This window comes from Paenibacillus sp. FSL R7-0652 (assembly GCF_038595045.1).
GTDB lineage: Bacteria > Bacillota > Bacilli > Paenibacillales > Paenibacillaceae > Paenibacillus.
Genome location: NZ_CP152001.1, coordinates 741,847 through 757,194 on the forward strand (window position 1 = coordinate 741,847; position 15,348 = coordinate 757,194).

The window sequence follows — 15,348 nt, forward strand, 5'->3', positions numbered from 1 at the left end:
TTACTTTTAGCTATTTAGTAGAGGAATACTTTCCTTTCCACTGCTTAGTTTTAATTCCCGCCCTATATCCTCGAAAATATGTAAAGATTCATCAAGCTGCTCAGAGGTATGTGTCGCCATTAAAGAAATACGAATCATTTCTCCGCCTTCTTGGACTGCTGGAGAAATTACCGGGTTTGTATAAATACCTGCATCCATTAAGGCTTTCCAAAAAATAAAGGTTTTCATCGCACTGCCTACATGTATGGGAATAATGGGCGTCTGGCTATTCCCGGTATTGAATCCTAAATCTCGTAAACCTTCAACCATCTTTTTGGTATGTCTGTGAAGTCGATCTCGACGTTCAGGTTCGTTTCTAATAATCTCAAGTGCTTTAAGACATGCAGCAGTACTCGCAGGTGTCATACTCGCACTAAAAATCATGCTTCTTCCCTTGTGAAGAATATAATCAACAATCTCTTCATCACCAGCCACAAAACCTCCCAGACTACCAAAAGACTTGCTGAATGTTCCCGTTATAAGATCTATCTTGGATTCCACATCCAGATACTCTCCTGTTCCCCTTCCGTTGATACCAAGAACTCCGACTCCATGGGCATCATCTACAAGTAATCTGGCACCGTATTGCTCCTTAAGCGCAACAATGGTTTTAAGATTGGAGATATCCCCCTCCATACTAAATACACCGTCAACTATTATTAGTTTACCTGTATCTTTTGGAGCAGCCTTTAGTTTCGTTTCAAGATCATTCATATCATTATGTTTGAATCGTAATGTTTTACAAGAGGAGAGGCGGAGTCCATCAACAATTGAGGCATGCACTTGTCGATCAACGATAGCAATATCGTTACGTCCCATGATTGCTGAGATGACCCCGAGGTTTGTTTGGTATCCTGTTGAAAATACAATAGCTCGATCACGATTTAAAAATGCTGCTAACTCAGTTTCTAATTCTAAATGCAGTGGAAGGGTTCCATTTAAGAATCTGGAGCCGCATGATGATGTGCCGTAATCTTTCATTGCTTCAGCAGCTGCTTGAGTAAGTCTTACATCGCTTGATAATCCTATATAGTCATTTGACCCAAGCATAATCATATGTTGATTATCAACAATGGCTGTTGTACCCATCTTTTCTTGAATAGGTTTAAAATACGGATAAGAGTCATTAGCACGCATATTCTTTACTACTTCCCAGTTCATACATTTATGGAATATATCCAATGTAATCTCTCCAATATCAATTAATTTCACTACTATACTTAGCCTCTTCTTGGCTATTAGTTTGCTGATCTTTGGTAAGATTTAATGTAACTACACCAACAATAATTAAAACAATTGCAATAAACTTCACAAGAGAGAAGCGTTCGTTAAAATATAAAAGACCAATGCAAGAGATAAAGACGATTCCCATTCCTGACCATACTGCATAAGCAACGGAAACATCGATTTTTTTTAGAGTTAATGTAAGAAAGGACAAACTTCCTAAGTAAAATACAATCAAAAGTATGCTGGGGATAAGTTTGGTGAAACCATTGGAAAGTTTCATACTTGTGGTGCCGGCTACTTCAAATATAATTGCCAATACTAAATAGACCCACTCGACAATAATCACCTCCTTATTATTAAGGAATAATAAGCTTGGATTTGACAAAGATAAAAGTTTAAATAAATAATTCCTTTTCTTCATATAATTACTTTATGTCTCTAGATATATATATAACAGAAAAAATGTAAAAATAAAACACCTTCTACTAAAAAAAGATGTAAAGTCTATGAACGATTAAATGTATTTCCATTAAACTTTAAATGAATAGAATAGAGTCGAGTCTATCTCTTACTGGTAAGAAAATATTTATCACAATGTTTTATATGTTTTTACACAATAGAACATGGGTGAGAAATTGCATGAAAATTGGAGTCTATGCTGGGAAAGGTATGCGAGATTTAAATATGACTTGTCATCTGTCTATTAATGTGTAAATATCAAAATAACTTACAGAAAATCAGAAGCATTTTGGGCGAACGCACCCTTCGCCAAGCAAAGGAGCGCTCCTGAGTGCGTAAAATTAAAAACGCTTTCAATACAATGCCTATCCATCACAAAACGATGCTGCTGATTGGCTTTTTGATGTTAATCAGTTTTGCTTTCTATGTATCTGTCATGCAGTACGTATTGAATATCTATGACCGCCAGATCTATGAGAAGTCATCACAGGTGCTCAACATGTCTTCCGTCGGCATTGAAAACAAGCTGCGCGAGTTATCCAATTTATCTTTCAAAGTGATGTCGGATGAGCCCCTGCAGCAATATTTGCTGCAGCTGGAGAAGTCCGAAACGGGGTATGAGCGTAACGGTCTGCGCAAAAAAATTACCAATCGCCTCGTGGCCTACGCGGGTTCCGAGAAATACGTGTACTCCATGATTTTTATCGACAACGATAACAATGTGATGGCTGCAGGTAACCGGGAAGGCATCTCTGCGGAGAAGCAAAAGGAATTGATCTCGCTGGGAGAGCAGTATGCCGGATCCAATGTTTGGCAGGCGAGTGGAGATCAGCAGGCCAGATTAATGTCAGTCAGACAGGTAAAGTCTTTCACTGGCGGTGCATTTACGCTGGAGAAGCTGGGCACCCTGATTATCCGTGTGCGGCTGGACCGCATCGTACAGGATCAGATGCAGGAACCGGCTGAGGACTCCCAGCTGCTGATTATTGACGGGACAGAGGTCATCTATCCGACCGAATCCACGGTCAGCAGGTCCGAAATAGCAGAAGAGCTGAAGCGGACGCAGCCTTACGGAATCGCCACGTTAGAACAGGGCAAATTTTTTGTTGCGAGAGCTAACTCCTCGTATACCAGCTGGAATTACTTATACACCACGCCATTCGATCAGATGTTCAAGCAGATTCAGTTTGTCAAACAGCTCGTCATGGCCATTTTTATTATGATTTTCCTGGTCGCTCTAATGTTCGGAGCCAAATTCTCGCGCAGTATCACCCATCCGATCGCCCGTTTGATTAAGAAAATGCGTAATATTGAAAAGGGAGACCTGGATAAACTGGAAGAAGCCGCTCTTGGCAGCGTTCCCGTATCTCCGCAGAACGAAGTGGGACTGCTGCATCGAACCTTCAAGATGATGCTGCAGCGGATTCGAGAGCTGATTGATGAAAATTATGCAAAGCAGCTCGTTATTCGCGAGACGGAATTGAAAGCGCTTCAAGCGCAGATTAATCCGCATTTTTTGTACAATACCCTTGAATCCATCAACTGGCTTGCCAAAGTACAGAAGCAGCATCAAATTTCGGAGATGGTCGAGGCGCTGGGCTTTCTGCTGCGAAGCTCGGTCAATATGTCCGAAAAGTGGATTACACTGGAACGTGAGCTGGATATCGTGCGCAGCTACGTTACCATTCAGCGTACCCGGTTTGAAGAAAGACTTGATTTTGACATGCATATCGCACCTGAGGCTGGAACAGCCAGAATTCCGAAGTTAACGCTGCAGCCGCTTGTAGAGAATGCCATTCATTATGCACTTGAACCGAGTATCGAGCCATGCCAGATTCGAATTCGTGCCAGAGCAGAAGGAGAGTATATCCGGATTGAGGTAGAGGATAACGGGCCGGGCATGACTTCCGAATTTATGGAACGTTTGCAGGAAGGACAGATTCAGACCAGAGGACAGGGCATAGGCCTTACGAACATCCAGGAACGTCTCAGGCTGACCTTTGGTGACGAAGGCATCATGAGCATAAGCAGCAAGCCCGGATCAGGAACTGTAGTATCGATCAGCATACCTTGGATCAGAGAGGACGATGACGATGTACAAAGTGATGCTCGTAGATGATGAACGTGTCATACTGGAGGGGATTTCTCAGGTCGTTGACTGGGCGGCTGCAGGGACAGAGCTTGTGGAGACGGCCAGAAACGGTGTCGAGGCGCTGGGGAAGATCGAAAGCTCCAAACCGGATATTATCATTACCGATATCTCCATGCCGGGTCTGGATGGGCTGGGTCTGATCGAGAAAGCATCTGAGGCCTATCCCGCTGTGCGATTTATTATGCTGTCCGGCTATAAGGAATTTGAATATGCTCGCAAGGCGATGCAGTATGGGGTGAAGCATTATCTGCTTAAGCCCTGTAATGAAAATCAGATCCACGATGCCTTGATCGAGCTGCTGCAGGAGCGTCAGGATGCACAGGTGAAAGAGCATGCTGCAGGGGAAATGAAGCAGCGGCTGCAGCGAGTACTTCCCCATGTGAAAGAACAGTTTTTGCTGGAGTATATGACCAATCGTACATATGGGCCGATGGATCTGGAATATTATCAGGACCTATTCAATCTGGAGCTGCAGCAGAAAAGCGTTCGGTTACTGCTGGTTCGTATTGTGGAGGAGCATGATTACAGTCATTTGTTTGCGATTAAAAATATAGCGGCTGACATGCTTCCTGACGTTTTGTTAAGCACAACCATTGAAGGCAAGCTCCTGATTGTCCTGGCAGAACCAGTAGAGCTGCAGGTACTGCAGGAGCGAATTGAAGCAGTCCGCCAGGCTTTTACCCGTCTATATAAGCTGGAGGTCACCGCCGCACTTAGTGAAGCCGACCAGATGGCTCAGTCCCGTCGGTTGTTCCGCGAGGTGATGCAGTACTTGAATCATCGTTTTTTCATCGGGGAAGGTAAGCTCATTACCAAAGAGGATGTAGTACTGGCAGGGGAGTGCGACGGTGTGTATGTGGAGCGGGATGCCGAACAGCTGTGCCAGCTGATTAAATCCGGGAATGCGGAGGAGGCTGCCGCTGAAGTGCACCGTCTGTTCGAGCAGCTGGCCGAACAGAAGCTGGATATTGAGGTTACACGCGCGTATGTCGTGCAGCTGTACTCGGCGATGATTCAAGTCTGCCCACCTGAAGAGGCTGCGGATTTCACGCAGCGGATGGCAGAACTGACACATATGGATACACTGCCCGGTTTAAAAGCATTTGTCGCAGACAGTGCCACCCGGTTAACCGCGGGTTATTATAAAAATTACATCATCCGCCAATCTTCGGCAGTGGAGAAGATGATGGACATCGTAGACCGTCATTATGGTGAGGCTGATCTTTCCTTAAGTGGAGTGGCTCATCAGATGTTATATATGAATCCCGATTACCTCGGTAAAATTTTCAAAAAAGTTACTGGCGAAAATTTCTCCAATTACGTTAATCGTCTGCGCATCGAACGGGCTTGTGAACATATCCGCAGAGGCGGGGATGTGAAGGTTTTTGAGCTGGCGGAGCTGTTCGGATTTGGAGGCAATTCGCAATATTTCAGTCAGGTGTTCAAAAAATGGACCGGAATGACACCTACCGAATTCCGCAGATTCGGCATCTAACAGTGAATTGGCAGTGGTGGAGCTGCGCAGATCCATATTTTCAGGAGGAGGACAACCGGCGCTTGCAGCGTCAGGGAATGTCCTCCTCTGTTTTTTGAACCAACAAGACGGTTTTGTGTATTCAACTTGGATCGTACTTTTGCGAAAATGGCATTATCAAGTTTGTGAAAGCGTTATCAGTGTATCGATAACAAGATGGAGATAACCCGTTCACAATACCATATCAGCATAAAAAGGGGAGATTGACATGGTGAAAAAGGCAATATTCCTGGTGATGGCTGCGTTACTTGTGTTTACAGCAGCGTGCAGCTCAGGTGGAGGCAGCGAGCAGGGATCCGGGAGCAAGGATGATTCGGTAAACCTGCGTATCGCCTGGTGGGGCTCGGATACAAGGCATGAATATACACAGAAGGTCATCGACCTGTATAAAACGAAAAATCCAAACGTCAAAATTGATGTGGAATATGCTTCTTTTGACGACTACTGGAAAAAGCTTGCTCCGCAAGCCGCAGCCAACCAGCTGCCTGACATTATTCAGATGGATATTTCCTACATCAGTCAATATGCACAGAACGGTCAGCTTGAGGATCTCGCACCGTATCTGGGCAGCCAGATCAAGGTGGATGATGTAGCTGAGAATGTCATCAGCACAGGTGTAATTAACGGCAAACAGTACGGTGTACCTGCCGGGGTGAACGTACTTGGTTTTCAATATGATCCGGCACTGCTCAAGAAAGCTGGCGTAGATACCATGCCGGAAAATCTGACATGGGAATCCTACGAAGCGCTTGGCAAGCAGGCAGCGGAGAAGGGGCTGTATCTGGATGGCGGCGTAGCGCCGGATATCTTCTTCCACTATTTCCTGCGTACCAAAGGCAAATCACTCTACAACCCAGAAGGAACCGGGCTTGGTTATGATGACGATGCTCTATTCGTAGAATTCTTCGGATTGATGCAGCGGATGATTGAGCAGAAGGCAGCTCCTTCACCGGATGTGGCTAACCAGACGAAAGGCATCATCGAAGAGTCGGATCTGGTCAAGGAAAAAGGCATCGGGGTATGGCAGTGGTCTAACCAGTTTGTAGCTCTGCAGCAGGTAGCTAATCGTCCACTCGCGATTGCGCCAATGCCGGGACCAGACATGGAAAAAGGACTTTATATGCAGCCAAGTATGTATTGGGGTGTAACGTCCAACTCCAAAGTGAAAGAAGAAGCGGCAAAGTTCATTGATTTCTGGGTGAATGACGAAGAGGCGAACAAACTGATCAAAGGGGAGCGCGGTGTGCCGATTTCTGGGAAAATCAAAGAGGCCATTGCTCCTGAACTGAGTGACGCGACGAAGCAGGTATTTGAATTCGTGGCATCGATGGAACCGAAAGCTTCGCCAATGAGCCCACCACCACCGGTTGGATCACCTGAAGTGATTTCCTCCCTGGCAGATGTGGTGGAAGAGCTGAATTTTGGCAAGATTACTGCCGAACAGGCGGCACAGACTTTCCGCAAAAATGCAGAGGCCGTGCTAGCAAACAATAAATAACAGTTGAAAGATAGCTTGCTCGTCCCGCATGCAGGGATGGACGGGAACGGGGCTGCTCGCTGAACGGCGAGGGCCTTTCCCCGTCCCGTCTGTGACATAAAAGTGCAGCAGCAGGCTGATCCATGAAGGAGGTACGTTTCACTTGAGGCAGTATTCATCATTGCGCCGAAACTTGACAGGATATGCGTTTATCAGCCCGTTTATCATCGGGTTCCTCGGATTTACGCTCATTCCGATGTTTGTTTCCTTATATATGTCGTTTACGAGTTATAACCTGTTCACCTCTCCAAGGTGGATCGGGCTGGACAATTATACCAAGATGTTTTTTGATGATCCGAAATATTGGAATTCGGTCAAGGTTACCTTTTTATATGTGTTCATCGGGGTGCCGTTAAGGCTGATCTTTGCCCTCTTTGTCGCGATGATTCTGAATACGGGCTCTCGCATGGTGGGAACGTACCGTACACTGTACTATCTGCCTTCCATCATCGGCGGTAGTGTGGCCGTATCTATTATGTGGCGTAACCTGTTCAGCAATGAAGGGGTCATCAACAGTGCGATGACAGCTATCGGTATTGGGCCGATCAGCTGGTTTGGCGACCCGGACGCGGCACTAGTCATGCTGATCTCGTTGTCGGTGTGGCAGTTTGGTTCTTCGATGCTGATCTTTCTGGCAGGACTCAAAAATATTTCCCCTGAGATGTATGAGGCTGCAGGTGTGGACGGCGCGAATCCGGTTCGCAAATTTTTCAGCATTACGCTGCCGCTGCTCAGTCCAATTGTACTGTTCAATCTGATTATGCAGACGATCGGTGCATTTATGACCTTTGTGCCTGCTTACATCATTTCAAAAGGCGAGGGCGGTCCAATGGACGGTACGATGCTGTACTCGCTCTATCTGTTCCGTCAGGCGTTTATGTTTAACAACATGGGTTATGCTTCCGCGATGGCCTGGGTCATGTTAATCATGATTGGTGTGCTTACGGCAGCTGTGTTCCTGACATCCAAGTTATGGGTATTCTACGAATCTGAAGGAGGGAAATGATCATGGTGTGGAGAAATGTCAAATGGCCAATCTACCATCTGTTCGTTGCTGCGCTTGCCCTCCTGATGCTGTACCCGGTGCTGTGGATGCTGTTCAGTTCATTTAAGGAAAGCCGGACGATTTTTGTAACAGCAGAAAGCCTGTTTCCTACGGAATGGATCTGGTCCAACTATGTGGATGGCTGGAAAGGGACGGCGGGACGGCCATTCATGGATTACATCGCCAATTCACTGATCATTGTAGTCATTTCCACGATCGGGGCAGTGCTGTCATCTTCCCTGATCGCGTTCGGTTTTGCCAGACTGAACTTCAAAGGCCGCACCTTCTGGTTCTCTCTGATGATGCTTACGCTCATGCTGCCGCATGACGTCGTATTGGTTCCGCAGTATATCATTTTTACCAAACTGGGCTGGCTGAACACGATTCTGCCGATTGTTGTTCCGACCTTCTTCGGGATGCCGTTTTTTATCTTCCTGATGGTGCAGTTTATTCGTACCATTCCGAAAGAATTGGATGAGGCAGCGACGATTGATGGCTGTAACAAATTCAGACTTTATGTGCAAATCATCATGCCGTTGATCAAATCTTCGCTGGCGACAGCGGCAATCTTCTCCTTTTACTGGAGATGGGAGGACCTGCTAGGACCGGTGCTGTACCTGAACTCGCCTGACAAATACACCGTATCGATGGCACTCAAAATGTTCCTGGACAGTGAATCCGCCTCCAACTGGGGCGCGATGTTTGCAATGTCGATCGTCAGTCTGATTCCGGTTGTAGCCGTATTTTTTATCTTCCAGAAACAGATTGTACAGGGCATGAGCACGAGCGGTTTGAAGGGTTAACGAGGCCAGCGCATCAAACCAATAATACATGGAGGAGAAAAATTAGTGGATGCAGCAGACTTGGAAAACGCAGAACATGGAGAACAAGTAGAACAGATAGAACAAGCCGAACAAAAGAGTTCCTCGTGGAAGTTTAGTTTTGGTCCGATTGCTCAAGCTGATCATAGATTCGAAATCTCATCGGTATCCACTGCAGCTGTGAGAAAATCCGATAAGGAAGCTGGCAAAGAAGGCATCCATACGAATGTAGGAAAAGCAGATGGCTATGCGGCTGTGTCGTCCACAACGATATACGACGAGAGCAGTGGATATGGATTTGAACCGGGTTCACTGGTATATGAGAAGCAGCGTTATGATGAGCAGGAAACGGAAGGGTTTTCTTCAAAAAGGGTTTATCCTCCGCAGGGGCAGGCAGCAATGTCTGCCCGCCTGCGTTCCAGCTTCTGCATCCCGCTCAAGGCTTCATTTATCGTCGATGTGCCGGACGGGACGTACCAGGTGCTGCTGATCGCAGGAGATCTTCTTGCGGATACGGTTACTTGTGTCAAAGCCGGAGAAGGCCGGCTGATGCTGCCTACAATTCGCACGGTGGCCGGACAATGTGCTGAAATGAGGTTTGCAGTTGTTGTTCGAGGAGGGCGTCTTCGGCTTACATTTTCGGGGGCTGCACCTCGTATAAATGCACTGGAGATTACGCTGGCGAATCAGACCATGACCGTGTTTCTCGCGGGAGATTCAACGGTAACGGATCAGCCAGAGAGCGGATACCCGTATTGCGGCTGGGGACAGCTGCTGCCCGCACAGTTCAAACATGACGTGGCCGTGGATAACCATGCACAGTCAGGCAGAAGCTCTCGGAGTTTCATTCATGAAGGTCGCTTGGATGCCATCATGCAGCGAATCAAACCTGATGATTTTCTATGGATTCAATTCGGACATAACGATGAGAAGCCTGACCCTGAACGGGGAACAGATCCTTTCACCACCTATAAGCAGTATTTGAAAAAATACATCGATGCCGCACGCGAGGCTAAAGCTCGCCCGGTGCTGATTACACCTGTGCATCGGCGCTATTTCGCGGATGAAGGTACATTGACCGATACACACGGCGATTATATTACCGCCGTGCGTGAACTTGCGGCAGATGAAGAGGTGCCGCTAATCGATTTGGCTGAACGCAGCCGTCTGATGTTTGAGCAGACGGGTGAAGAAGGCACCAAGGATGATTTTATGTGGGTACTGCCCGGCGAATATATCAACTTCCCAACGGGTGTGGAAGATAACACACATTTTCAGGAGCGAGGCGCACGCCGGCTGGCAGAGCAGGTGGCCGAAGCTATCCGTGAGCTGCGTTTGCAGCCGCTGCAGATGTACCTCAGATAAGAGCGAATGCAGTGAATAAGGAACAAATTGTTGTGGTAAGGATCTAATTTACAAGTTACTGAGATTTAATACCACAGGATTTTAAGTCCTGTGCGTCTGAGAGTTAAGTTGAACTGCAGCTGTTAAAAATGAAACGCGAAAGTGGCCCAACGAAGCGAAGGCCATGCCTTTTAAAAGCAGTTGAGGGTGAGCGAAGCAGCGAGGAGGGCGGAATCGGTAAAAGGGAGCGAAGCGTCCGCGTTTGGTCCGGGATTTCCCCCATAGAGGGGAATAAAAGAAATCCCGGACCAACAGCGGCCCGAAGCCGATCTGCCCACCGAGAGTCCGCCCGCGCTCCCTACAGACTTTAAGTGAAACGCGAGTTCAGCGAAGCAGGGAGCGAAAAAAGTGGCCCAACGAAGCGAAGGCCATGCCTTTTAAAAGCAGTTGAGGGTGAGCGAAGCAGCGAGGAGGGCGGAATCGGGAAAAGGGAGCGAAGCGTCCGCGTTTGGTACGGGATTTCCCCCATGGAGGGAGATAAAAGAAATCTCGGACCAACAGCGGCCCGAAGCCGATCCGCCCACCGAGAGTCCGCCCGCGCTCCCTACAGACTTTAAGTGAAACGCGAGTCGAGCGAAGCAGGGAGCGAAAAAAAGTGGCCCAACGAAGCGAAGGCCATGCCTTTTAAAAGCAGTTTAGGGTGAGCGAAGCAGCGAGGAGGGAGGAATCGGGAAAAGGGAGCGAAGCGCCCGCGTTTGGTCCGGGATTTCCCCCATAGAGGGGAATAAAAGAAATCCCGGACCAACAGCGGCCCGAAGCCGATCTGCCCACCGAGAGTCCGCCCGCGCTCCCTACAGGCTTTAACTCAAATCACCTTCGCAGTACAAATAAAGGAGGAGCATTCCATGACAAATCACGCCAACGTTCAAAAAAATCCGAACTCCCACGGTCATACCTATTGGGTTATTCCGGATGGCTATATTCCCCCGGATAGCTCAGGTGCACTGGAGAGTCACGAGAGTATTTGCGTATTAAATACAGGCGGTACAGATGCGGCACTGGACATCACGATTTACTTTGAAGACCGCGAACCGCTCGAACAGATCAGAGCCGAAGTTCCGGCCCGAAGAACAAAGCATATCCGTACCGCATCGCTGCGTTCTGAAGGCGAAGTTATTCCTCCTGGCGTACCGTATGCCATTACGATATCAAGTAATGTGCCAGTCATTGTCCAGTATAGCCGTCTGGACACAACCCAGCCGGAACTGGCTCTAATGAGTGTCATGGCGTACCCTGTGGCATAAACGAAGAGAACTGACAAATGAACATTATACGTTGTCTTACCAATCCAGCCACGCTAACAAGCACTCACCAAACACAGAAAGACCTGTAATCTGCGACGGTTTCGATGCAGATTACAGGTCTTTGCTCATCCAATTACTCCCCATATTTATACGTACTGGCATTCAGAATCTTCACGTTTACTTCAACTTTGCCGAGATGAATACGTGCAAGGGGTTCTGCCCGCCGGGCAGCCTCAACTCTCCACCAATCGGGATGATGCCGGTAGAGATGTTCGACAAGACCCAATGAATCTACTTTGCGTGCTTTGGTTGTGGCAAACGACTTACGAATTTGAGCCTCGATCTGGCGGCTTGCCTCCTGCTCCATTAAACGAGGAGAAGGATAAGAGCCGTGATCCTCGGCAATTGCAGCCTTCACAGAAGTGAACAGATCAAAGGAGATACCGTTAGCACTTTTTTTTGCCTTTATACGCGTTTTGGGTTTGTGAAGAGTCAATGTAAGATCAGGAGTACTGCCATGCTTCCCATAGACGTACAGCGGATATTGGTACACATGATCATAATTTACGTAACGGGCGCCGTCTGCTTCGGCACCAGAGACTTTCCCCTGACTTTTTCCATTGCTCACCACGTAAAATCCATCCATTCGGATCAGCGGCGGGGTCTCTTCACCGTTATGCCACGTCTGATTTTTAGTGGAAACAGAAGGCAGCAGCACGACGGATGCGGGTTCTCTCAAACTATCAAGCAGCTGATGCAGGCGTATGGGCTCATACCCGGAATGCTGTCTATACAGTCGCATCGGTTCAAACAACTCAATCGTTTGAGCCGACTGGTTCAGAATCGCGGAGGGAGAGAGTAAAGTGGACATATCTTGTTCCGTCGCATAGATCCATGGTGTGTATCGCAGCTGTCCGGAATGAAGCAACGTGTTGAAAATATCCTCTAGTCGCCCTTCCAATGCATTTTTGGACAGCACAATTGCTTTCACATGAGTCCACAGCGTTTGCTGCTGCGAGGTCTGATACAGATTGTTGATCGCCATACTTAACGTTGTGCCCGTGCCTTTTCCGATCCATATTTGACTGCCTTCTCTTGGTGTCGGACCTTCCTGTTTTGCAATGCTGGAAAAATCAATTAACTGGGCGTATGTCGTATATTGATTATCCGCATAATCGATGCCGATGGCTGTAATAAAGTTAATGCTCTGCACTTCCTTGGAATCCCAGCATCCTGTCAGCAGCATGACACAAACCGCCACGATGCTGCTTACGCAAGCCCATCTCATTAAGGTTTTTCCTTATGACGGGTAGAGTCCTGCGTGCGTAATACAGCTGGCCGTTTGGTGCGTGTCATGGAAGGAGGCATCGATACGGCCTGTGTGAAATCTCCCGGAATGTATGGTGATACAGGGGAGAGGTAGGATACGCCGTAACACTCCAAGGATACGAGATGAACTAACAAGGCAAACAGAGCAACCATAAAGCCGAATAATCCCAAGATCGAAGAAGCGATCAGCATCCCGATACGGATTTGCGATGTGGCCCCTCCAAGAACCGTGTTCACCAGAATGTAGCTGGAGATGACGGAGATCGCTACGGTGACAATAATTGTGGGAGATGTAATTCCGGCTCGAATGGCTGCATCTCCGATGATTAAGCCGCCAACCACACTGACGGTCTGTCCCAATGCACGAGGCAGCCTGCGTCCAGCTTCATTGAACAGTTCAAACATAAAGATCATGAGGAAAGCTTCAAGGGTAACCGGCATAGGTAATCCCATCCGCGTTCCAGCAATGGTTGCAAGCAGCGGAAGCGGAATCTGTTCCAGATTAAAGCTGGTCAAACCGATGTAGAAGGCGGGAAAGAAACAGGCAATGAGCAGCCCGGCAATCCGTAGTATCCGTTCAAAGGTCACGATGAAAAAGGGAGTGCTCTCATCTTCGGGTGATTTCAACTGGTTAAACAGCGTTGTCGGTGCAATGACGGCTATGGGTGATCCGTCCGTAAGTACAGCGAAGCGTCCATTGATTAAGGAATCCGCGACGTAGTCTGGACGTTCAGAATTATCCGTGAGCGGGAAGATGCTTCGCACGCCTCCCATAACGGCACGTTCCATAATGGACGTGCCCATGATGCCGTCAACGTTAATCTGATTCAGATTGCTGCGAGCAGTCTCTAGAATTTCGGGGTTAATAATATCTCTGACATATAAGAGGCCGATCGTTGTCTGTGTGCGATCCCCTTTTATGATTTTCTCATAACACATGGATGACGTTTTCAATCGTTTGCGAACCAAGGCGATGTTCGTGGACAGCTCTTCGGTGAATCCGTCGCGTGGTCCTTTTACGGACGTCTCGATGGCTGACTCTTCTGGTGCACGCCCCGGAATATTGGCAATATCCAGACTGCAGGCCTGTACACCATTTTCAAAAATAAGAAGCAGCTGCCCGCTAAACAGGAGCATGTTTATGTTTTGGAGATCAGCAATGTCATCTATAGGCTTCAGGGTTAGGCCAAGCTCCTTGGGCACAGCCTCTTCCATGATCAATGTATGCTGTTCCAGACGCGGGATGATAAATTGATTGATCTGTTTGTTATCTACCAGCCCGTCACAGTAGAGCAGCATGACAGAACGAACGGTCTCATCTTGGGCAGAAAACGTCTGAATGACCACATCTGCACAGGATTCAAAATTTTTTCTTAGGGAGACAAGCAGGGTCTCATAGGATGCCTTGTCAATCCGGTGTTTCTCCATGGTGTTGTTTCCTCCTCTGATGACGTGAATGGATAAGGGCAACGGCCGCAGCCAGAACCGCAAATCCACTCAGATACACGAGATTGAATGGAAAGATGTAATCGACCAGAATCTTCGAAAAGGTAATGTCGTCCAGAGGATAGAGCATGGATAGAATAAAAAATACAGCTAACGAGGCGCAGGAGATCATCCTTCTGGAGGTTTTTTTAATATTCCAAATTTCTACCACAATATACATAGCCAGACTGATGCGGGTAAATGAACCGGCAAGCCATTGATAGATAGAAAAAAAATCAGTCTGGGCAATATATTTGCCGAGGGAAGCGATACGCCATTCCTCAAAGGCAGGATATCTCATTTTAGCGGCTTCGTAAGGATCGAATTCTACAATAGCCCCAATTAGCGGTCCTGTCGTTAAACCAATTATGATGAAAGCAAGCATCAGATACTGCCATAACTTTATGCGTTTGCTGAGGTGAGGCTGAATGTACCAGAGGAAGAGCAGCTCAAACATGCCTGCGAGACTGTACACCATCCCGTGAAATACAGGTGACCATCCATGCTCCAACACAGGCAAAAGACGGCTGTAATCTTTATACTGGGAATTGACAATCGCTACGTAGAAACCGAGCAGCACGACGAGCGGCAGAATCAGTCCCGCTGTGAAGGCAAGGGAGCGCATGCCTTTATAGGCAGCATACCCACATAAGGCCATGAGTGCAATCGTGGTTGCCATGACAGGTGTTTCCGTCAGATAGTTAGTCTTGGCCCAGGTTGTTGTGTCCCGCAGCGTAAAGTAGATGACAGATAGAAAAAAGAGACTGTTCCCCACCCGCAGGAGTAGGCCTACGGGTCTGCCAAGATGGGAAGACAGCCAATCATGTAAAGTTTGATGCTGCAGGAACTTAGACACATAGGCAAGCATCAGAACAAAGATGACGAACGGCCCTGCGGATAATAGAACGGAGATCCAGGAATCCCTTTTAGCCGCGCTGAGAAGTGCAGGTATAATTAATACATGGCTGATCAGACCAACGGACAACATGATTAACATCATGGCTTGCAAAAAAGAAGGCTGCGTACGCTTCATGCTGAGGATCTCCTTTTCTGGATAGACTGTCCTCAGCAG

12 protein-coding genes are annotated in these 15,348 nt (G+C 47.5%); 7 read left to right on the forward strand and 5 right to left on the reverse strand.

Annotated elements, in window-relative coordinates; all coding sequences use genetic code 11:
- Positions 1–6 precede the first annotated feature (6 nt).
- Together MKY97_RS03495 and MKY97_RS03500 are read right to left on the reverse strand one after the other, a co-directional pair.
- On the reverse strand, positions 7–1,251 hold the full coding sequence (locus MKY97_RS03495) for an aminotransferase class I/II-fold pyridoxal phosphate-dependent enzyme (RefSeq protein WP_342554134.1): 1,245 nt from the start codon (positions 1,249–1,251) through the stop codon (positions 7–9).
- On the reverse strand, positions 1,238–1,687 hold the full coding sequence (locus tag MKY97_RS03500) for a multidrug efflux SMR transporter (protein ID WP_342554135.1): 450 nt from the start codon (positions 1,685–1,687) through the stop codon (positions 1,238–1,240). The genes MKY97_RS03495 and MKY97_RS03500 overlap by 14 nt, the downstream gene beginning before the upstream one ends.
- Positions 1,688–2,086: 399 nt before the next feature.
- Between MKY97_RS03500 and MKY97_RS03505 the strand changes: the two genes are divergently transcribed.
- From MKY97_RS03505 to MKY97_RS03535, 7 genes are all read left to right on the forward strand, one after another.
- Entirely contained in the window at positions 2,087–3,844 is a 1,758-nt protein-coding gene (locus MKY97_RS03505; protein ID WP_342556219.1) for a histidine kinase, read from the forward strand.
- Positions 3,819–5,372, forward strand: coding sequence for a response regulator (locus MKY97_RS03510; RefSeq protein ID WP_342554136.1), 1,554 nt, complete (start codon positions 3,819–3,821; stop codon positions 5,370–5,372). The genes MKY97_RS03505 and MKY97_RS03510 overlap by 26 nt, the downstream gene beginning before the upstream one ends.
- Positions 5,373–5,619: 247 nt before the next feature.
- The gene (locus tag MKY97_RS03515; RefSeq protein WP_342554137.1) at positions 5,620–6,909 is read left to right on the forward strand and encodes a sugar ABC transporter substrate-binding protein; all 1,290 of its coding nucleotides are present in this window, start codon (positions 5,620–5,622) and stop codon (positions 6,907–6,909) included.
- 142 nt (positions 6,910–7,051) lie between these two features.
- Positions 7,052–7,954, forward strand: a complete 903-nt coding sequence (locus tag MKY97_RS03520) for a sugar ABC transporter permease (RefSeq protein WP_342554138.1) — start codon at positions 7,052–7,054, stop codon at positions 7,952–7,954.
- 2 nt (positions 7,955–7,956) lie between these two features.
- Entirely contained in the window at positions 7,957–8,796 is an 840-nt protein-coding gene (locus tag MKY97_RS03525) for a carbohydrate ABC transporter permease (RefSeq protein ID WP_342554139.1), read from the forward strand.
- Between the two features lie 273 nt (positions 8,797–9,069).
- Complete coding sequence (locus tag MKY97_RS03530; protein WP_342556220.1) at positions 9,070–10,179, forward strand: rhamnogalacturonan acetylesterase; 1,110 nt, start codon at positions 9,070–9,072, stop codon at positions 10,177–10,179.
- An 884-nt stretch (positions 10,180–11,063) separates the two neighbouring features.
- Positions 11,064–11,462, forward strand: coding sequence for a sensory rhodopsin transducer (locus MKY97_RS03535; protein WP_342554140.1), 399 nt, complete (start codon positions 11,064–11,066; stop codon positions 11,460–11,462).
- 133 nt (positions 11,463–11,595) lie between these two features.
- On the opposite strand, the gene MKY97_RS03540 is transcribed toward MKY97_RS03535, so the two are convergent.
- The 3 genes from MKY97_RS03540 to MKY97_RS03550 are packed head-to-tail and all read right to left on the reverse strand — an operon-like array spanning position 11,596 to position 15,309.
- Complete coding sequence (locus tag MKY97_RS03540) at positions 11,596–12,750, reverse strand: Ger(x)C family spore germination protein (protein ID WP_342554141.1); 1,155 nt, start codon at positions 12,748–12,750, stop codon at positions 11,596–11,598.
- Positions 12,750–14,219 carry a spore germination protein gene (locus MKY97_RS03545; RefSeq protein WP_342554142.1) on the reverse strand — a complete coding sequence of 490 codons (1,470 nt, stop codon included), beginning with the start codon at positions 14,217–14,219 and terminating at the stop codon, positions 12,750–12,752. Before MKY97_RS03545 ends, MKY97_RS03540 begins: the two co-directional genes overlap by 1 nt.
- A complete protein-coding gene (locus tag MKY97_RS03550; protein ID WP_342554143.1) occupies positions 14,200–15,309 on the reverse strand; it encodes an endospore germination permease in 1,110 nt (369 codons plus the stop codon). Before MKY97_RS03550 ends, MKY97_RS03545 begins: the two co-directional genes overlap by 20 nt.
- Between the last annotated feature and the right edge of the window lie 39 nt (positions 15,310–15,348).

What these genes read in the sequence shown, in the direction of transcription:
- MKY97_RS03500 (WP_342554135.1), bottom strand. Translation starts at nt 1,687, where the DNA reads ATGAAGAAAAGGAATTATTTATTTAAACTTTTATCTTTGTCAAATCCA.
- MKY97_RS03550 (WP_342554143.1), bottom strand. Translation starts at nt 15,309, where the DNA reads ATGAAGCGTACGCAGCCTTCTTTTTTGCAAGCCATGATGTTAATCATG.
- MKY97_RS03535 (WP_342554140.1), top strand. Translation starts at nt 11,064, where the DNA reads ATGACAAATCACGCCAACGTTCAAAAAAATCCGAACTCCCACGGTCAT.
- MKY97_RS03510 (WP_342554136.1), top strand. Translation starts at nt 3,819, where the DNA reads ATGTACAAAGTGATGCTCGTAGATGATGAACGTGTCATACTGGAGGGG.
- MKY97_RS03505 (WP_342556219.1), top strand. Translation starts at nt 2,087, where the DNA reads ATGCCTATCCATCACAAAACGATGCTGCTGATTGGCTTTTTGATGTTA.
- MKY97_RS03540 (WP_342554141.1), bottom strand. Translation starts at nt 12,750, where the DNA reads ATGAGATGGGCTTGCGTAAGCAGCATCGTGGCGGTTTGTGTCATGCTG.
- MKY97_RS03515 (WP_342554137.1), top strand. Translation starts at nt 5,620, where the DNA reads ATGGTGAAAAAGGCAATATTCCTGGTGATGGCTGCGTTACTTGTGTTT.
- MKY97_RS03545 (WP_342554142.1), bottom strand. Translation starts at nt 14,219, where the DNA reads ATGGAGAAACACCGGATTGACAAGGCATCCTATGAGACCCTGCTTGTC.
- MKY97_RS03525 (WP_342554139.1), top strand. Translation starts at nt 7,957, where the DNA reads ATGGTGTGGAGAAATGTCAAATGGCCAATCTACCATCTGTTCGTTGCT.